The organism is Pseudomonas soli, assembly GCF_021283165.2.
GTDB lineage: Bacteria > Pseudomonadota > Gammaproteobacteria > Pseudomonadales > Pseudomonadaceae > Aquipseudomonas > Aquipseudomonas soli.
Window position 1 is genome coordinate 244,228 of record NZ_CP128543.1, and the last position, 18,267, is coordinate 262,494.

18 protein-coding genes are annotated in these 18,267 nt (G+C 63.6%); 7 read left to right on the forward strand and 11 right to left on the reverse strand.

Annotated features, from left to right (window positions below; all coding sequences use genetic code 11):
* Positions 1-59 precede the first annotated feature (59 nt).
* Complete coding sequence (locus LU688_RS01045) at positions 60-443, reverse strand: PaaI family thioesterase (protein ID WP_023630730.1); 384 nt, start codon at positions 441-443, stop codon at positions 60-62.
* Positions 443-2,767 (reverse strand): Tex family protein, encoded by a 2,325-nt coding sequence (locus LU688_RS01050; protein ID WP_038707159.1) that lies wholly within the window; start codon positions 2,765-2,767, stop codon positions 443-445. Before LU688_RS01050 ends, LU688_RS01045 begins: the two co-directional genes overlap by 1 nt.
* A gap of 229 nt (positions 2,768-2,996) precedes the next feature.
* Between LU688_RS01050 and ompR the strand changes: the two genes are divergently transcribed.
* Complete coding sequence (gene ompR / locus LU688_RS01055; RefSeq protein WP_038707160.1) at positions 2,997-3,737, forward strand: osmolarity response regulator transcription factor OmpR; 741 nt, start codon at positions 2,997-2,999, stop codon at positions 3,735-3,737.
* A 93-nt stretch (positions 3,738-3,830) separates the two neighbouring features.
* The gene (locus LU688_RS01060; protein WP_094011602.1) at positions 3,831-5,144 is read left to right on the forward strand and encodes an ATP-binding protein; all 1,314 of its coding nucleotides are present in this window, start codon (positions 3,831-3,833) and stop codon (positions 5,142-5,144) included.
* A gap of 57 nt (positions 5,145-5,201) precedes the next feature.
* Here LU688_RS01060 and rimK read toward each other — a convergent pair whose 3' ends face one another.
* Both rimK and rimB read right to left on the reverse strand, forming a co-directional pair.
* Positions 5,202-6,107, reverse strand: coding sequence for a 30S ribosomal protein S6--L-glutamate ligase (rimK, locus tag LU688_RS01065; RefSeq protein WP_011531656.1), 906 nt, complete (start codon positions 6,105-6,107; stop codon positions 5,202-5,204).
* A complete protein-coding gene (gene rimB / locus LU688_RS01070; protein WP_038707162.1) occupies positions 6,104-6,586 on the reverse strand; it encodes a retropepsin-like aspartic endopeptidase RimB in 483 nt (160 codons plus the stop codon). The genes rimK and rimB overlap by 4 nt, the downstream gene beginning before the upstream one ends.
* A 109-nt stretch (positions 6,587-6,695) precedes the next feature.
* Here rimB and LU688_RS01075 point away from each other — a divergent pair, with 109 nt between their 5' ends.
* The gene (locus LU688_RS01075; protein ID WP_038707163.1) at positions 6,696-7,097 is read left to right on the forward strand and encodes an RNA-binding S4 domain-containing protein; all 402 of its coding nucleotides are present in this window, start codon (positions 6,696-6,698) and stop codon (positions 7,095-7,097) included.
* A 29-nt stretch (positions 7,098-7,126) separates the two neighbouring features.
* On the opposite strand, the gene LU688_RS01080 is transcribed toward LU688_RS01075, so the two are convergent.
* Positions 7,127-7,927: a phosphatase PAP2 family protein gene (locus LU688_RS01080; protein WP_160291011.1), complete on the reverse strand. Its 801-nt coding sequence runs from the start codon at positions 7,925-7,927 to the stop codon at positions 7,127-7,129.
* Positions 7,928-8,034: 107 nt separating this feature from the next.
* Here LU688_RS01080 and hslO point away from each other — a divergent pair, with 107 nt between their 5' ends.
* The 3 genes from hslO to LU688_RS01095 all read left to right on the forward strand — a co-directional run bounded on the left by hslO (position 8,035) and on the right by LU688_RS01095 (position 11,242).
* Positions 8,035-8,937 (forward strand): Hsp33 family molecular chaperone HslO, encoded by a 903-nt coding sequence (gene hslO / locus LU688_RS01085; protein ID WP_160291012.1) that lies wholly within the window; start codon positions 8,035-8,037, stop codon positions 8,935-8,937.
* Positions 8,938-9,116: 179 nt separating this feature from the next.
* Positions 9,117-10,658: a phosphoenolpyruvate carboxykinase gene (locus LU688_RS01090; RefSeq protein WP_038707164.1), complete on the forward strand. Its 1,542-nt coding sequence runs from the start codon at positions 9,117-9,119 to the stop codon at positions 10,656-10,658.
* A 149-nt stretch (positions 10,659-10,807) separates the two neighbouring features.
* The gene (locus LU688_RS01095; protein ID WP_094011634.1) at positions 10,808-11,242 is read left to right on the forward strand and encodes an acyl-CoA thioesterase; all 435 of its coding nucleotides are present in this window, start codon (positions 10,808-10,810) and stop codon (positions 11,240-11,242) included.
* Here the strand turns inward: LU688_RS01095 and LU688_RS01100 are convergent.
* The 5 genes from LU688_RS01100 to fdhD form a co-directional block, all read right to left on the reverse strand.
* The gene (locus LU688_RS01100) at positions 11,232-11,888 is read right to left on the reverse strand and encodes a response regulator (protein ID WP_023630630.1); all 657 of its coding nucleotides are present in this window, start codon (positions 11,886-11,888) and stop codon (positions 11,232-11,234) included. The genes LU688_RS01095 and LU688_RS01100 overlap by 11 nt on opposite strands.
* A gap of 118 nt (positions 11,889-12,006) precedes the next feature.
* The gene (locus LU688_RS01105) at positions 12,007-12,816 is read right to left on the reverse strand and encodes a CheR family methyltransferase (RefSeq protein ID WP_104444629.1); all 810 of its coding nucleotides are present in this window, start codon (positions 12,814-12,816) and stop codon (positions 12,007-12,009) included.
* A 209-nt stretch (positions 12,817-13,025) separates the two neighbouring features.
* Entirely contained in the window at positions 13,026-13,505 is a 480-nt protein-coding gene (locus tag LU688_RS01110; protein ID WP_038707165.1) for a glycine zipper domain-containing protein, read from the reverse strand.
* 223 nt (positions 13,506-13,728) lie between these two features.
* Positions 13,729-16,074: an FdhF/YdeP family oxidoreductase gene (locus LU688_RS01115; RefSeq protein ID WP_094011597.1), complete on the reverse strand. Its 2,346-nt coding sequence runs from the start codon at positions 16,072-16,074 to the stop codon at positions 13,729-13,731.
* An 8-nt stretch (positions 16,075-16,082) separates the two neighbouring features.
* Positions 16,083-16,910, reverse strand: a complete 828-nt coding sequence (gene fdhD / locus LU688_RS01120; RefSeq protein WP_094011596.1) for a formate dehydrogenase accessory sulfurtransferase FdhD — start codon at positions 16,908-16,910, stop codon at positions 16,083-16,085.
* Between the two features lie 175 nt (positions 16,911-17,085).
* Between fdhD and lysM the strand changes: the two genes are divergently transcribed.
* Positions 17,086-17,526, forward strand: coding sequence for a peptidoglycan-binding protein LysM (gene lysM, locus LU688_RS01125; protein WP_023630345.1), 441 nt, complete (start codon positions 17,086-17,088; stop codon positions 17,524-17,526).
* A 51-nt stretch (positions 17,527-17,577) separates the two neighbouring features.
* Here the strand turns inward: lysM and yrfG are convergent, their stop codons facing one another.
* Entirely contained in the window at positions 17,578-18,240 is a 663-nt protein-coding gene (yrfG, locus tag LU688_RS01130) for a GMP/IMP nucleotidase (RefSeq protein WP_104444628.1), read from the reverse strand.
* Positions 18,241-18,267: the final 27 nt, after the last annotated feature.

Consider the following 18,267-nt stretch of genomic DNA (forward strand, 5'->3'; position numbering starts at 1 on the left):
TGCCCCGCGATCAGGTGTACAGCATTACGCCGAAAATACCGCAGATCGGGGCCTGTCAGCTAGAGAACCGCGAAGGTTCCCTGCGCCTTGGCCACCAGCTTGTCGTCCTGGAGCACGTCGGCGTCGACCACGAGGGTGCGCCGTCCCGCATGCAGCACCCGGGCGGTACACACGACCTCGCCCTCGCTGACGGCGCGCATGTAGTTGATCTTGCACTCGATGGTCACGCTCTGCTGGTCGAAGCCATGGCTGGCCGAGCAGGCCAGGCCCATGCTGATATCGACCAGGCTGAAGATCGCCCCGCCGTGCAGCTTCTGGCCACGGTTGCGCAGGTGCGGCTCAAGCGCCAGGGCCACTTCTGCAACACCCGTTTCCAGGCGTTGCAGGCGGCAGCCGAGGAGCTGGCTGAAGGCGCTTTCGACGTACTCCTTCGGTACTTCCATCACTTCTTCTTCAGTTGCTTGGCATTGGCGAACAGCGCTGCCATGGCGTTGTTGGCCGGCGCGGCGGCGGTGGCCTCGCGCTGGCGCGGCGCCTGCTGCTGGCGGTTGCCGCCATTGGAGCGGTTGCCGCCGCGGTTGCCCTCGACCTTCTCGCCCGGGGTGTCGCTCATGCGCATGGACAGGCCGACGCGCTTGCGCGGGATGTCCACTTCCATGACCTTGACCTTGACCACGTCGCCGGCCTTGACCGCTTCACGCGGGTCCTTGACGAACTTCTCCGACAGCGCCGAGATGTGCACCAGCCCATCCTGGTGCACGCCGATGTCGACGAAAGCACCGAAGTTGGTGACGTTGGTCACCACGCCTTCGAGGATCATGCCGGGTTCCAGGTCCTTGAGGTCCTCGACGCCGTCCTGGAAGGTGGCGGTCTTGAACTCCGGGCGCGGGTCGCGACCTGGCTTGTCGAGTTCCTGGAGGATGTCGGTGACGGTCGGCAGACCGAAGGACTCGTCGGTGAATTTCTTCGGGTCCAGGCGCTTGAGGAAGCCGCTGTCGCCGATCAGCGAGCGGATATCACGGTCGGTGTCGGCGGCGATGCGCTGCACCAGTGGGTAGGCTTCCGGGTGCACCGCCGAGGCGTCCAGCGGGTTGTCGCCGTTCATCACGCGCAGGAAGCCGGCGGCCTGCTCGAAGGTTTTCTCGCCCAGGCGGCTGACCTTTTTCAGCGCGGCGCGGGTAGCGAACGGGCCGTTGGCGTCGCGGTGGGCGACGATGTTCTGCGCCAGGGTGGCATTGAGGCCGGAAATGCGTGTCAGCAGCGCCACCGAGGCGGTGTTTACGTCCACGCCCACGGCGTTCACGCAGTCCTCGACCACGGCGTCCAGGCCCCGGGCCAGTTTCACCTGCGACACGTCGTGCTGGTACTGGCCGACACCGATGGATTTCGGGTCGATCTTCACCAGTTCGGCCAGCGGGTCCTGCAGACGGCGGGCGATGGACACCGCGCCGCGGATCGACACGTCCAGATCGGGGAACTCGCGGGCGGCCAGTTCAGAGGCCGAGTACACCGAAGCGCCAGCCTCGGAAACCATGATCTTGGTGACCTTCAGTGCTGGGTACTTCTTGACCAGCTCCGCCACCAGCTTGTCGCTCTCGCGGCTGGCAGTGCCGTTGCCGATGGCGATCAACTCCACCGAGTGCTTGGCGCACAGCGCGGCCATCACGGAAATGGTGCGGTCCCAGTCGTTCTTCGGCGCGTGCGGGTAGACCGTGGTGTAGTCCAGCAACTTGCCGGTGGCATCGACCACGGCGATCTTGCAGCCGGTACGCAGGCCCGGGTCGAAGCCCAGGGTGGCGCGCGGGCCGGCCGGGGCGGCCAGCAGCAGGTCGTGCAGGTTGTGGGCGAAGACGTTGATCGCCTCGCCTTCGGCATTGTCGCGCAGTTCACCGAACAGGTCGGTTTCCAGGTGGGTGTAGAGCTTGACCTTCCAGGTCCAGCGCACCACCTCGCCCAGCCACTTGTCGGCGGGGCGGTTGCGGTTTTCGATGCCGACATGGTTGCCGATCATCATCTCGCACGGGTGCAGGGTGCCTGGCAGTTCTTCGCCGACTTTCAGCGACGCGCTCAGCACTCCTTCGTTGCGCCCACGGAAGATCGCCAGGGCACGGTGCGACGGCGTGGTGCGCAGCAGTTCGTCGTGGGCGAAGTAATCGCGGAACTTGGCGCCTTCGTCTTCCTTGCCGGCGACTACGCGGGCGGTGAGCACCGCTTCCTGCTTGAGGAAGTTGCGCAGCTTGTCCAGCAGGCCGGCGTCTTCGGCGAAGCGCTCCATGAGGATGTACTTGGCGCCTTCCAGGGCGGCCTTGACGTCAGCCACGCCCTTGCCCGCGTCGACGAAGCGTGCGGCTTCGGCTTCCGGGTTCAGTTGCGGGTCGCTGAACAGGCTGTCGGCCAGCTCGCCCAGGCCGGCTTCCAGGGCAATCTGGCCCTTGGTGCGGCGCTTCTGCTTGTACGGCAGGTAGAGGTCTTCGAGGCGGGTCTTGGTGTCGGCCAGCTTGATATCGCGCGCCAGCTCCGGGGTCAGCTTGCCCTGCTCCTCGATGCTGGCCAGGATGCTGGCGCGACGCTCGTCGAGCTCGCGCAGGTAGCGCAGGCGCTCTTCCAGGTGGCGCAGTTGAGTGTCATCCAGGCTGCCGGTCACTTCCTTGCGGTAACGGGCGATGAAGGGCACGGTCGATCCTTCGTCCAACAGGCCCACGGCCGCTTCGACCTGCTGTGGGCGCACGCCCAGTTCCTCGGCGATACGGCTGTTGATGCTGTCCATGAAAACCACCTGACAAATAGTGAATGCAAGGCCGCGGGTGGGCGTTCAGCCCCGGCGACGCTGGGTGAAAGCCGCGCATTATACCCATCGGGCCGGGCTTGCGGTGATGGCGCGGGGCCAGTCGTCGATGGGGCGGCAGTGGCACGGCGGGAAAAATCTGCTAACAATGCACACGGCACGCGCGGCAATGGCTACGCCATAATGCGCGGCGATATCAGAGGAGTAATTCATGACCAGCACCGCAAACGCCGTAGAAGGCGACAAGATTCTCATCGTCGACGACGACCCGGGCCTGAGCAGCCTGCTGGACCGTTTCTTCACCAGCAAGGGCTTCCGTGTGCGCACCGTGCCCAACGTCGAACAGATGGATCGCCTGCTGGCCCGTGAAGTGTTCAACCTGGTGGTGCTCGACCTGATGCTGCCGGGCGAGGATGGCCTGTCGGCGTGCAAGCGCCTGCGCGCTGCGAACAACCAGATTCCGATCATCATGCTCACCGCCAAGGGCGATGAGCTCAGCCGTATCAAGGGGCTGGAGCTTGGCGCCGATGACTACCTGGCCAAGCCGTTCAACCCAGATGAGCTGGTGGCCCGGGTCAAGGCCGTGCTGCGCCGCCAGGCCCCGGCCGTGCCGGGCGCGCCGGGCAGCGAGGAAGAGACCGTCACCTTCGGCGACTACGAACTTTCGCTGGCCACCCGTGAGCTCAAGCGCGGTGAAGAAACGCACATGCTCACCACCGGCGAGTTCGCCGTGCTCAAGGCCCTGGTGATGCATGCTCGCGAGCCGCTGACCCGCGACAAACTGATGAATCTGGCCCGTGGCCGTGAGTGGGATGCCCTGGAGCGTTCCATCGACGTGCAGATCTCGCGCCTGCGCCGGATGATCGAGCCCGATCCTTCCAAGCCGCGTTACATCCAGACCGTATGGGGTGTGGGCTACGTCTTCGTGCCGGACGGAAACGCCGGCAAATGAGCCTGCCGGCTCGTCAGGGTGCAGCAGGGCGACCCATGCGGGTCGCCCTGTTTCGTCTACGGCGACCGGCCTTTTCAGTACAGTAGTTGATCGATGAAAACGCCTCTCTGGTTCCCGCAAAGCTTCTTCGCCCGCACCCTCTGGCTGGTGCTGATCGTCGTGCTGTTTTCCAAGGCACTGACGCTCGTGTACCTGTTGATGAATGAGGACGTGCTGGTCGACCGCCAGTACAGCCACGGCGTGGCCCTGACGCTGCGTGCCTATTGGGCAGCGGATGAAGAGAACCGCGAGCAGATAGCCGAGGCTGCTGGCCTGATCCGCGTGACCGGCGCCGGTGTCCCGGAGGGTGAGCAGCATTGGCCCTACAGCGAGATCTACCAGCGGCAGATGCAAGCCGAGCTGGGCGAGGACACCGAGGTGCGGTTGCGTATCCACGCACCGCCCGCGCTCTGGGTGAACGCGCCGAGCCTGGGACCAGGCTGGCTCAAGGTGCCGCTGTACCCGCATCCGCTACGTGGCCAGAAGATCTGGAACGTGCTTGGTTGGTTCCTGGCCATCGGCCTGCTGTCCACCGCTTCGGCCTGGATCTTCGTGCGCCAGCTCAATCAGCCGCTCAAGCGTCTGGTGTTCGCTGCCCGTCAGCTGGGCCAGGGGCGCAGTGTGCGCCTGCCGATCAGCGATACCCCCAGCGAAATGACCGAGGTGTATCGGGCGTTCAACCAGATGGCCGAGGATGTCGAGCAGGCCGGTCGCGAGCGCGAGTTGATGCTCGCGGGGGTATCCCACGACCTGCGCACACCATTGACTCGGTTGCGCTTGTCGTTGTCGCTGATGGGCAACGAAAGCGACCTCAGTGAGGACATGGTCCGCGATATCGAGGACATGGACGCGATCCTCGACCAGTTCCTGGCGTTCATTCGTGATGGGCGTGACGAGCCGGTGGAAGAGGTCGACCTGAATGAGCTGATCTACGAAGTGGTGGCCCCCTATAACCAGCATGAAGAACAGGTGCGCCTGTGCCTCGAGCCGATTCCGCCGTTCCCGCTGCGCCGTGTCTCGCTCAAGCGTATGCTCGGCAATCTGATCGGCAACGCGCTGCATCACGCCGGCAAGGGGGTTGAGGTGGCGGCCTATGTGTCGGGTGACCAGAGTGCGCCTTATGTGGTGCTCAGCGTGCTGGATCGCGGGGCGGGCATCGACGAGTCGGAACTGGAGACCATCTTCAACCCGTTCATCCGGGGCGACCGGGCGCGGGGCGGCAAGGGCACCGGGCTGGGGTTGGCGATCGTCAAGCGCATCGCCGCGCAGCATGGCGGCAATGTCGAGTTGCGCAACCGGTCCGGTGGCGGGATCGAGGCGCGAGTGAGGTTGCCGTTGGGTTTGTTGCTGCCGCGTAACGCCGTCTAGACCCATCGCGGGGCAAGTCGCACCGGTGCGCCGGTGCGACTTGCCCCGCGATTAATTTCAACCCTTGCCTTTGGTCCGCGTCTGATTCGGCCCGCTGTTCTTTTCCAGGTGCTCGATGATCATCCCGGCCACGTCTTTGCCGGTAGTCACCTCGATCCCCTCCAGGCCCGGCGACGAGTTCACTTCCATTACCAGTGGGCCATGGTTCGAACGCAGAATATCCACGCCCGCCACGCTCAGCCCCATTACCTTGGCCGCCCGAATCGCGGTCATGCGTTCTTCAGGGGTGATCTTGATCAGGCTGGCCACGCCCCCGCGGTGCAGGTTGGAGCGGAACTCGCCCGGCTTGGCCTGGCGCTTCATAGAGGCGATCACCTTGTCACCGACCACGAAACAACGGATGTCGGCGCCACCAGCTTCCTTGATGTATTCCTGGACCATGATGTTCTGCTTCAGGCCCATGAATGCCTCGATCACCGACTCGGCGGCCTTGGTGGTCTCGCACAGCACCACGCCTATGCCCTGGGTACCTTCCAGTACCTTGATCACCAGCGGCGCGCCGTTGACCATCTGAATCAGGTCGGGGATGTCGTCCGGCGAGTGGGCGAAACCGGTGATCGGCAGGCCGATACCCCGACGTGACAGCAGTTGCAGAGAGCGCAGTTTGTCCCGCGAGCGGGCGATGGCCACCGATTCGTTGAGCGGATAGACGCCCATCATCTCGAACTGGCGCAGCACCGCACAGCCATAGAAGGTGACCGAGGCGCCGATGCGCGGTATGACCGCGTCGAAGCCTTCCAGGGGTTTGCCGCGGTAGTGGATCTGCGGCTTGTGGCTGGCAATGTTCATGTAGGCCCGAAGCGTGTCGATCACCACCACTTCGTGGCCCCGCTGGGTACCGGCTTCGACCAGGCGGCGGGTGGAATACAGACGCGGATTGCGCGACAGCACAGCGATCTTCATGCAGCACCTGTGACAGGGGAAAGGGTGGCCGCGAAGGCCGGTTTGTCCTGAACGTACTTGAGGCCGGGGTTGACCACCAGTTGGCCATGGATGAGCGCCTTTGAACCAAGCAGCAGGCGATAGCGCATGCTCTTGCGGCAGGCCAGGGTGAATTCGACCTCCCAGACCCGGTCACCGAGCGCCAGGGGTGTGCGGATCACATAGCGGGTCTGGGCATGGCCGTTGGAGCTCTTGATCGTCTTCATGGTCACCATGGGCGCTTCGCACCGTCGATGGCGCAGTTGCACCACCGAACCCAGGTGGGCGGTGAAGCGTACCCATTGCTGGCCATCGCGCTCGAACGGCTCGACCTCCGTGGCGTGCAGGCTGGAGGTGCTGGCTCCGGTGTCGATCTTGGCGCGCAGGCCGGCGACGCCGAGGCCGGGCAGGGCGACCCACTCGCGCAGGCCGATCACAGTCAGGTGGTCAAATGTCTTCACTAAGCGTGCCCTGCGGATAAGGAGGTGAACTGTAATGACGGCACGGACTTTTTGCATCTGTCAGTCACGGTAGTACAGTTCCGTGAAAGACAGGATTCGAGGAAAAACCATGGCACAAAAGCCTGAAGACGACGACAAGGTACGCTTGGACAAGTGGCTGTGGGCAGCGCGCTTCTACAAGACCCGCGCATTGGCCAAGGCGGCCATTGAAAGTGGCAAGGTGCACTGCCGGGGCGAGCGCTGCAAGCCGGGCAAGGAGCCACGGGTGGGCGATGAGTTCGTGTTGCGCACCGGTTTCGACGAGCGCACCGTGGTGGTCAGGGCGTTGTCGGTGGTGCGCCGTGGCGCGCCCGAAGCACAGACGTTGTACGAGGAAACCGCCGAGAGTGTGAAGCGCCGCGAGCAGGCTGCTGAAATGCGCAAGGCGGGGGCGATGGGCGTGACCACCGACGGGCGGCCGACCAAGAAGCAGCGCCGGCAGATTCACCAGCTGCACGGCAGTTTCGAGTGACGAGGGCCGCGCAGCGGCCCCAGTCATGATCAGGCTGCGCGAACCACGCTCATCCGCCCGATCAATGGCAGCTTGCCCAGCAGGTCGAACAGCGGTCCCGTCCAGCGCAGCAACGCTGCGCTACCTTTGGCCGCCAGCGGCGTATAGCAGCTCCAGCCTAGCGCCAGCACTGCCATCAGCAGGCCACCGATGTAGTCATCCTGCCCCCAGTGGGCGCCGGCGACCAGGCGCGGCAGCATGAACAGCAGGGCCAGCCCCCACACGACCAGGTACTGCAGCGGGCGGCGGCTGAACAGGCTCATGAACAGTGCCCAGACCAGCAACACCGAGGCATGATCCCCCGGGAAACTCTTGCTCGAGCGGTCCTTGAGTTCCCAGGCCGCCTCAAGGTTCGGGTAGTAGTCACTGAGGTGCGCCACGTCGTCGAACATCATCGACGGGCTCTTGTGTTGCCACCCGGCTGCATCCACCCACTTGGAAAACAGCGCGCGAATCACCACTAAGAGGAGTAGCGTGACCAGAAAGCCGAAAAAGGCCTGGCGGACCTGGGTTGCCTTGAACACCCAGTCACCACGGATAAGCACTGCCAGAAGGATCAGGCCAACGACAATGTCGAACGGGCGCAGGCTGCCAACGGTCCAGATGTAGCGCCAGGTGGTGTTGTCGGCCAGCGGCGCATTCAGGCTGTGGAACAGCCACTCGTCGAATGTCAGGCAAAGGATCTGGCCAACGGGCCACAACCAGAAACACAGTAGTGCGATGGGCAGCAGGGTGCAGGTAGCCAAAGGTCCCCAGGACCACCTTGCTTGGAACAGTGGTCGATTATCCATAAAATACCTCGATATCCAGCAGGAAATAAGCGCCTTTTAGCGCTCTGCGACAGACCTTTCAGTCTCCTGTAATTATTTTGTAACCATTTTCAGAAAGCCAGACAACCATGAGCGACTTGCCAGATACCGATTTCACCCAACGCTTCCTTTTCGATGACCGCGATGTGCGCGGCGAGATGGTGGTGCTGGAACGCAGCTATGCCGAGGTGCTGGCCAAGCACGACTACCCGCAGCCGGTTAAGCATCTGCTCGGTGAACTGATGGCCGCGGCCGCGCTGCTGGTCGGCACTTTGAAGTTCGACGGGTTGCTGGTGCTCCAGGCGCAGTCCCAGGGCCCGGTTCCGCTGCTAGCCATCGAGTACACCAGCGAGCACGATATCCGTGGCTTGGCGCGTTACGAGACCGAGCAGATCAAGGCGGATGCCAGCCTTGCCGATCTGATGCCTGGCGGTCACCTGGTGCTGACTATCATTCCTGTCAACGGCCAGCGTTACCAGGGCACCGTCGAACTGGACGGCAAGGACCTGTCGGAGTGCTTCACCAATTACTTCGTCATGTCGCAGCAGGTGAACACCTGCATCTCGCTGGCCGCCGATGGCGCCCGTGCCCGTGGCCTGCTGGTGCAGCAACTGCCGGCCGAGATCCACAAGGACAGCGAGGAGCGCGAGGAAAGCTGGGCCCACGTCAAGGCCCTGGCCAACACCGTGAAGATCGAGGAGCTGCTCGGTCTGGACAACGAAACCGTGCTGCACCGCCTGTACCACGAGGACGCGGTTCGCCTGTTCGATATCCAGCCGCTACGGTTCCGCTGCAGCTGCTCGCGCGAGCGCTCCGGCAATGCACTGGTCAGTCTCGGCGAGCAGGATGCCAAGGCGCTGGTGGCCGAATGTGGCGGCCAGGTCGAGATCGATTGCCAGTTTTGTAACGAACGTTATTTGTTCGATGCGAGCGATGTCGCGCAATTGTTTGCCGGCGGTGGCACTGAGGCGCCGTCAGAAACTCAGCACTGAAACGGTTAACTACAGGAAATATTCCTGTCGAATTGCGCAAAAGCGCAGTTCTGACAGGAGGGGCCTACTTTTTTTGGGCTTTTCTGGCATAATCCGGCCACTTTTTTCGCTGTAGTAGTTTTTTCGAGACAACTACAAAACGTTTGGAGCACTCGGCCTCGGGCCGGATGGGGTATCTCATGACGCAAGCCAACAACACCGTGTACACCGACCTGAGCGTCGATGAGCTGGTAAAAGAAGCGCTGTCCCGCGGTGAAGGCGTGCTGGCCGATACCGGCGCGCTGGTGGTGGAAACCGGTCATCGCACCGGCCGTTCGCCGGCTGACCGTTTCATCGTCGAAGAACCTTCCACCCAGGACCAGATTGGCTGGGGCCCGATCAACCGCAAGTTCCCGGCCGACAAGTTCGATGCCCTGTGGAACCGCGTCGAGGCGTTCAACAACGCCCAGGATCACTTCGTTTCCTACGTTCACGTAGGCGCTGCCGCCGAGCACTACCTGCCGGTCAAGATGACCACCCAGACCGCCTGGCAGAACCTGTTCGGCCGTTGCCTGTTCATCAACCCGGCCCAGTACAACCCGGCTGGCCGCGATGAATGGCAGGTGCTCAACGTCGCCAACTTCGAGTGCGTGCCAGAGCGTGACGGCACCAACTCCGACGGCTGCGTGATCATCAACTTCGCCCAGAAGAAAGTGCTGATCGCCGGCATGCGTTACGCCGGTGAAATGAAGAAAGCCATGTTCTCGGTGCAGAACTTCCTGCTGCCGGCCGCCGACGTGCTGCCGATGCACTGCGCCGCCAACATCGGCGAAGCGGGTGACGTCACCCTGTTCTTCGGCCTGTCCGGTACCGGCAAGACCACCCTGTCGGCCGATGAAAGCCGTTACCTGATCGGTGACGACGAGCACGGTTGGGGCGAAGGCGTGGTCTTCAACATCGAGGGCGGTTGCTATGCCAAGTGCATCGACCTGTCCGAGAAGAACGAGCCGGTCATCTGGAAAGCCATCAAGCACGGCGCGGTGCTGGAAAACGTCGTCATCGACGATGCCAAGCACGCCGACTACGCCGACGTGAGCCTGACCCAGAACAGCCGCGCAGCCTACCCGCTGACCCACGTGGCCAAGGTCTCCGAGAAGAACCTGGGCGGCGAGCCGAACGCAGTCATCTTCCTGACCTGCGACCTGACCGGCGTGCTGCCGCCAGTGTCGATCCTGAACAACGAGCAGGCGGCCTACCACTTCCTGTCCGGCTACACCGCGCTGGTCGGTTCCACCGAAATGGGTTCGGGCAGCGGCATCAAGTCGACCTTCTCCACCTGCTTCGGCGCACCGTTCTTCCCACGCCCAGCTGGCGTCTACGCCGAGCTGCTGATCAAGCGCATCAAGGCGTTCGGCTCCAAGGTCTACCTGGTCAACACTGGCTGGACCGGTGGTGGCTACGGCGTTGGCAAGCGCTTCAGCATTCCCACCACCCGTGGTGTGATCGCTGCCATCCAGAGCGGCGCGCTGGTCGGTGCAGAAACCGAGCACCTGGACATCATCAACCTGGACGTACCCAAGGCCGTTCCGGGCGTCGAGACCGAGCTGCTCAACCCCCGCAACACCTGGGCTGACAAGGCTGCCTACGACGAAGCTGCCAAGGGGCTGGCTACGCTGTTCACCGAGAACTTCAAGAAGTTCGACGTTTCCGACGCCATCAAGGCCGCTGGTCCGCAGCTGTAAGCTGCTGCCGGTTCGGATAAGGAAGCCGCCCCTCGGGGCGGCTTTTTCGTTATTCGATGTAGGACCGGGTTTGAGCTGCGATGGAGGCGATACAGTACCGGCAGAATCTGTTTCACTTGCAGGGTACCCACCAGAATGCAGATGGCCCCATGACCGAGTCTCCGCAACGCTCCGCCTTCTCCCATTTCCATCCCATCCTCACCCGTCCGCAGGACAATGACCACAACGGCCACCTCGCCGGCTCCACCGTGCATGCCTGCTTTGAAACCGCGATCCAGGCCTTCTTGGTCGAACAGGCCGAGTTGGACCTGCGCGACGGTGAACTGGCCGGTTTTGTTGTAAGTTCGGCGGCAGATTTCTTCGCCTTGCCTGGCTTTCCCGACGTGCTTGAGGTGGGCCTGGGTGTGACCCGTCTGGCGGGCAGTACCGTTGAGTTCCGCCTGGCGCTGTTCCGCCCGGGCGAGGCCGAAGCCTGTGCGGCGGGCAGCATGGTGCAGGTGTTCATCGAGCGTGCCTCGGGCCGCCCGGCGGCACTGCCGGAAACGCTGCAACTGATCCTCGCCGGGCTGTCGCTCAATCGTTGAGGCGAATGATCCCTTCGCGTACAGCGAACAGCACCAGGCCGGGCACGTCGTGGATCTGCAAGCGGTGCATGATCTGCGAGCGGTGCGCCTCGACAGTCTTGATGCTCAAACCCAGGCCGTCGGCGATGGAGCGGGTGGTCTCGCCCCGGGCGATGAGGCGCAGGATTTCCAGCTGGCGAGTGGTCAGGGGTGGTGGCTGGACCTGATTCGCAACGCGCTTGCGACTGTGTTTGAGAGCCTGGCCGATGACCATCGGCAGTACCGCTGAAGACAGGTACTGGCCACCACCGCGCAGGGTTTGCAGAGCCTGCTCCAGTTCGGTCACCGTAGCGTTCTTGAGCAGAAAACCATGGGCGCCGAGCTGCAGGCAGCTCATTACATGCTCAAGCTCCGAGCGCGACGAGAACATCAGCACTCGGCTGGCAGGGGCGCGGATGAATAGTTCCTGCAGGGCCTGCTGACTGTCCAGCTCGCCGCTCATGTCGAGCACCACAATATCTGGCTTGAGCTTTTCGGCCAGGCTCACGGCACTCATGGCATCACCGGTGTCGCCCACCACGACGAAATCTTTCTTCTGCTCCAGCAGGGCACGTAGGCCGGCGCGGAAGAGGGGCGAATGATCGGCAAGCAGAATTCGGCAAGGCATGGATTAGGGCCTGTTTCGCAAGAGAAAGGGGGCGGCAGGCCTGCTCGATCCGAAAGCGCACTGCCGCGCAACTGCGCGATCAGTCCTTGTCTGCCGATGGGCGCGGCAGTGCCTCTTATCATAGGCGTTCGAACACCGACGGCAGTAGTGGGCGCAGGGGCAGGCCCGGCGCATGGACGCTTTCGCTGTGGCCGATGATCAGCAGGCCTCCGGGGCGCAGGTGTGCCAGCAGGTGTTGAAGCACCTCGCTCTTGTAGCGTGGTGCCAGGCTCGACAACAGGTTGCGCAGCAGGATGACGTCGAAGCTGCCGAGATAAGCAGGCATGGGGCGGATCAGGTTGATGGTCTGGAAGCGTACCCGCTCTCGCAGAGCCTGAGCGATGCACAGCCGCCCGGCCATCTCGCCGACGTCGCACAGGCAGTGACGGGTCAGCCAGCCCTCGGGGAAGTAACGGGCCTGGGCAATGTCGTAGATCCCATTGTCTGCGCTTTCCAGCAGTTGCGGGTCGAAATCACTGGCCAGCACCTCCCAACCGGGGTGGCGGGCTTTTTCTGCGGCTACCATTGCCAGGCTCCAGGCCTCCTCACCGGTGGCGCAGGCGGCGCTCCACAGACGGGCGGGGTGGTCGAGTTCGGCCAGCCAGGAGGCCAGGCATTCGAAATGCCGATGTTCGCGAAAGAAATAACTGTCGCGGGCGACCAGCAGGCGCAGCAACTGTTCGTGCTCGTTTGTGCCTTGTGGGCTGTCGAGCAAGTCGAGGTAATGCTCGAAGCTAGCCAGGCCGAGAGCCTTCAAGCGCTTGTGCAGGCGCGTCGCGATCACGGTCCGGCGATCATCGGCCAGTTGCACACCCGTAGCCTGCATTACCCGCTGACGTATTGACGCAAAGCTTGCTTCGCTGAGCAGAGGTGGGCGGCGGCTTGGCATTCCTCAGCCTCTCCTGGCCCGGGGTAGACAGATGGAGTCGGTGAAGGTCGCGCGCATTCCCTGCGTCCTGTGCTTGGTCAAAACAGCGATAATAACTAGTGGCTAGTGGCCTCCATATCGGGGCGGCCCTTAATCCCTTGGCGTGCCTGCAAATGAAAAGGCCCTGCCGATGAGGGCAGGGCCTTAGGCGTCAGGCGTAAGCCTGGCGATCAGTCGCGCCAGTGGCGCTTGTGTTTGCGGTGACCGTAGTGGTGGCCACGGTCATAGTGGCGGCGATCATCATAGTCACGGCGGTAGCGGCGCGACTCATGGCGCTCGTCTTCATCGGCCTTGTTGCCCATGTAGTTGCCCAGTGCCCCACCAGCGCCGCCGCCGGCCGCCGCACCGATGTAGCTACCGGTGGTACCCCCCACCGAGCGACCGACCACGTTGCCGCCGGCCGCGCCCAGTGCGCCACCGATGGCCGCTTCGCCGCGCTGGCGCTTGTCGGCACCCAGGGCACCGCCGGCCGCGCCGCCCAGACCGGCACCGATGGCGCCGCCGGTGCTACCACCGATGGAGTTGCCCACCACGGAGCCCAGTACCCCACCCAATGCGCCGCCAATGCCGGCCTCGGTGGTGCCGCCTGCCATGGCAACGCCGCTGAGCAGACCAAAAGACAACAACAGAATCGAGGAGTACTTCTTCATCAAGAGAGCCTCAGAGGGATGACGAAGCGGAATTTGAGGCTCGGCGAAGCGGCTGGCAATCGGAATCCGACGAGTAGCACGAGTTGTACACAATTCTCTAAGTTATTGAATTTTGTATGAAACTTTCTCGATTTTTGCTTGTCTGAGGTACTTATGACAAAGCCCTGAACCGTTGCGGAACAGGGCTTTTTTGTGGGCGGCGTTCAGCTTTGCCGGGCGCGAATCAGATGATGCGCCCGTCGTCCCGCGCGCGCTCCAACTTGATGGCGATGAACTTCGACGTCGGCGTGTAACTGCCGTCACCGATGCTCTCCAGCGGCACCAGCGGGTTCACCTCCGGGTAGTAGGCCGCCGCCTGGCCAGCGGGGATGTCGAACGCCAGCAGGGTAAACCCATGCACCCGGCGCAGATGTTCATCGCCCCAGAGCGACACAATGTCGACCTTCTGCCCCGGCTGGAAGCCCAGGCGGACGATGTCGGCCTCGTTGACGAACAGCACGTCACGCTGGCCGCGCACGCCACGATAACGATCGTCCATGCCATAGATGGTGGTGTTGTACTGATCGTGCGAGCGCATCGACTGCATGATCAGGTCCGGTATCTGGCCGCTGGCACGCACGCGCTCGTCGAGCAGGCTGTCCGGTAGCAGATTGGCCTTGAAGTTGGCGCGGCCGCTGGCGGTCTTCCACTGGCGGCTGCCGGCACTGTTGCCCAGGTAGAAGCCGCCGGGCAGGCGCAGACGCTCGTTGAAGTCGGCAAAGCCCGGGATGGTGTCGGCGATCAGGTCGCGGATACGGTCGTAGTCGGCCACCAGCCAGTGCCAGTCCACTGGCTGCTTGCCCAAGGTGGCGGCGGCGATGCCGGCAACCACGGCGGGCTCCGAGCGCATCTGTCGGGACAGTGGTTTGAGCTGGCCGTTGGAGGCGTGGACCATGCTGAACGAGTCCTCCACCGTCACCGCCTGCGGGCCTTCGCCCTGCAGGTCGATATCGGTGCGGCCCAGGCACGGCAGGATCAACGCCTGTTTGCCATGAATCAGGTGGCTGCGGTTGAGCTTGGTGCTGATGTGCACGGTCAGCTCGCAGTTGCGCAGCGCCTGGGCGGTGCGCTCGGTGTCCGGCGTGGCCTGGGCGAAGTTGCCGCCTAAACCGATGAACACCTTGGCCCGGCCTTCCAACATGGCGTGGATGGCCTCGACGGTGTTGTGGCCGTTATGGCGCGGCACCGGGAAGCCGAAGCGTTTTTCGATGGCATCGAGCAGCAACACCGGTGGGCGTTCGTTGATCCCCATGGTGCGGTCGCCCTGCACGTTGCTGTGGCCGCGCACCGGGCACAGGCCGGCGCCCGGTACCCCGAGGTTGCCGCGCAGCAGCATCAGGTTGACGATTTCCTGGATGGTCGGCACCGAATGGCGGTGCTGGGTGATGCCCATGGCCCAGCACATGATCACGCGTTTGCCTTTGCAGTACATGTGTGCCGACAGCTCGATATCGGCCAGGGTCAGCCCGGACTGGGCCTGGATCTGTTCCCATGGGGTGGCGTCGACCACCGCCAGGTATTCGTCCACGCCATGGCCGTGTTCGGCGATGAAGGCATGATCGAAGATCGCCGGCGCGCCGCTGGCCTGGGCCTCACGCTCCCATTGCAGCAGGAACTTGGCCATGCCGCGCAGCAGCGCCATGTCGCCGCCCAGCGCCGGGCGGAAGAATGCGGTGTTGGTCGGTCGGTCGCTGTTGGTCAGCATCTCCAACGGGTTCTGCGGGTGCTGGAAACGCTCCAGGCCACGCTCCTTGAGCGGGTTGACACACACCACCTGGGCGCCGCGTTTCACCGCGTCACGCAACGGGTCGAGCATGCGAGGGTGGTTGGTGCCGGGGTTCTGGCCCCAGACGAAGATCGTGTCGGCGTGCTCGAAATCGTCGTACGTGACCGTGCCCTTGCCCACGCCGACGCTCTGGCCCAAGGCCACGCCGCTGGCCTCGTGGCACATGTTCGAGCAGTCGGGGAAATTGTTGGTGCCGTAGGCGCGCACGAACAGCTGATAGAGATAAGCCGCCTCGTTGCTGGCCCGGCCGGATGTATAGAACTCGGCCTGGTCGGGGCTTGCCAGGTTGTTCAGGTGCCGGGCGATCAGGGCGAAGGCGGCGTCCCAGTCGATCGGCCGGTAACGGTCGGTGATCGGGTCATAGACCATCGGCTCGGTCAGTCGGCCCTGGTACTCGAGCCAGTAGTCGCTCTGCCCCAGCAGCGCGCTCACGCTGTAGCGGGCGAAGAACGCGGCATCCACCCGGCGCTTGGTGGCTTCCCAGTTGACCGCCTTGGCGCCGTTCTCGCAGAACTTGACCATGCCGCTTTCGGGCGAGTCGCCCCAGGCGCAGCCGGGGCAGTCGAAGCCGCCGTTCTGGTTGGTCTTGAGCAGGGCGCGGATGTTCTTCAGGGCGTTGTCGCTGCCCACCCAGGCCTTGGCCACGCTGCGCAGCGCGCCCCAGCCGCCGGCGGGGCCGGGATAAGGTTTGTAGCGAGGGGTGGAGGCGGGGGCGTTGTCTGGCAGTTTTTCGTAGGAGGTCACGGCTGTTGCTACTCCGCCGCTGGGCTGAACACCCGCGGTGCGCTGTGTTTGGGCAGATGAATGAGGTTGAGGTTGTGCTTGCGGGCCCATTGCAGGGCCAGGCCGGTGGGCGCGGAAAGGCTTACCAGGGTCTGGATGCCGGCGCGCAGGACCTTCTGGATCAGTTCCAGGCTGCAGCGGCTGGTGACGATGGCCAGCCCCCCTTGGGTCTCGATGCGCTGGCGCAGCAGGGCGCCGATCAGCTTGTCCAGGGCGTTGTGCCGGCCAATGTCCTCGCGACCCAGCAGCAGCTGGCCGTCGCGGTCCATGAACAGTGCCGCGTGCACCGCACCGCAGTGCTGGCCCAGTGGCTGGAAGGCGTCGATGCGCTGGCGCAGGTCCTTCAGCCAGTGGGCAGGTGGCAGCGGCGCGCCAGGCAGCACGTTCAGCTCGGGCAGCGCCTGCTCCAATGCCTCGACGCCGCACAGGCCGCAACCGCTGGTGCCGGCCAGCTGGCGGCGCTGGTTCTTCAGGTTCCAGAAGGCGCGGCTGGATATCTCCAGGTCGGCGTAGAGCGCCGAACCGCTGCCGGAGAGCTTCATGTCGTAGATTTCCTCGGTACCGGCAACGATGCCGCTGCCGATGCTGAAACCGACGGCGAAGTCTTCCAGGTCGGTCGGGCTGACCAGCATCACCGCCTGGTTCAGGCCGTTGTAGACGATCGCCAACGCCACTTCCTCGGCCAGCGGGGTATTGTCGCGGGCGGCATCGGAAAGCTGGACGTAGTCGTAGGTGTTGCTGGCGGCGGGCAGGGCGAGAGGCGTTGACGCCGCGCAGACCGGTGGCTTGCTGTTCATCGGCTCGAATACCGGCTGGCAGTTTGACCCCACAAGCCTAGGCCCCTGTGCAGATGGCGTCTAATCGCTAGCGTCTATCCCGTGATAGAGCGCGTCGATTGGTCGCACCGGGGCGGGTTGGCCGATCCTGGCCTAGACTCCTGCTTCCATGGATTCACCATCAAAGGAGCGCCACATGAGCCTGTTCAGTTTCGTGAAGGAAGCCGGCGAGAAGTTGATCGACCTGCTGACCCCCGGCAATGCCAATGCCGAGGAACAGTTGAAGAAACACGTCAGTGACGTTGGCTTGGGCAACCCGAACATCTCGGCCACTGTAGAGGGTGACAAGGTCATCCTCAAGGGTGAGGTAAGCAGCCAGGAAGAGAAAGAGAAGATCATCCTGGCTGCAGGCAACATCGCCGGTGTGGCCTCGGTGGATGACCAGATCACCGTCACCGGGCCAATTGCTCAAGCTGCCCGGTTCGTCGAGGTCGAGAAGGGTGACACCCTGAGTGCCATCTCCAAGCGAGTCTACGGCGATGCCAACAAGTACCAGAAGATCTTCGAGGCAAACAAGCCGATGCTGAAGGATCCCAACAAGATCTATCCGGGGCAGGTGCTGCGTATTCCCGACTGAGGGGGCGCTTGTAGGAGCGGCTGAAGCCGCTCCTACGGGGCGATTGCGCAGTTACAACCCTTCCAGCAACTCCCGGTAATCCTCTACTGCCGTGAACTCCTGGGTATCGCGTGGCTCGGCCCGACTATCCGGCTGGCGCACAGCCAGCAGGTGCCCCACGCCAAATTGCCGGGCACTGCGCAGAATCGCCAGGGTGTCATCGATGAACAGGCTGCGCGCCGGCTCAAAGCCGATGTCCGCCTGCAGCGCATCCCAGAACTGCGGGCTCTCCTTCGGATAGCCATAGTCGTGCGAGCTGATCAGCCGCTCGAAGTACGGCGCCAGTTCAACCCGCTCCAGCTTCAGCGACAGCGAGTCGCGGTGGGCGTTGGTGATCATCACCACCCGCTTGCCGGCCTTGCGAATGGCGGCGAGGAAGGTATCGGCATCCGGCTTCAAGGCGATCAGGTCGGCGATCTCCAGCTTGAGCTCGCGGATCGGCAGGCGCAGTTCACGGCTCCAGAAGTCCAGGCAGTACCAGTTGAGCGTGCCGGCATGCTGTTCGAACAGCGGGCGCAGCTCGAGCTCGGCCATGGCCCGGCTCACGCCATGCAGCTCGGCGTAGCGCTGGGGCAGGTGCTGCAGCCAGAAGCGGTTGTCGTAATGGAGGTCGAGCAGGGTGCCGTCCATGTCCAGCAGGACGGTATCGATGGTGGACCAGGGAAGAACGGGCATGGGAAATTCTCGATCAGTCGGCAAGCC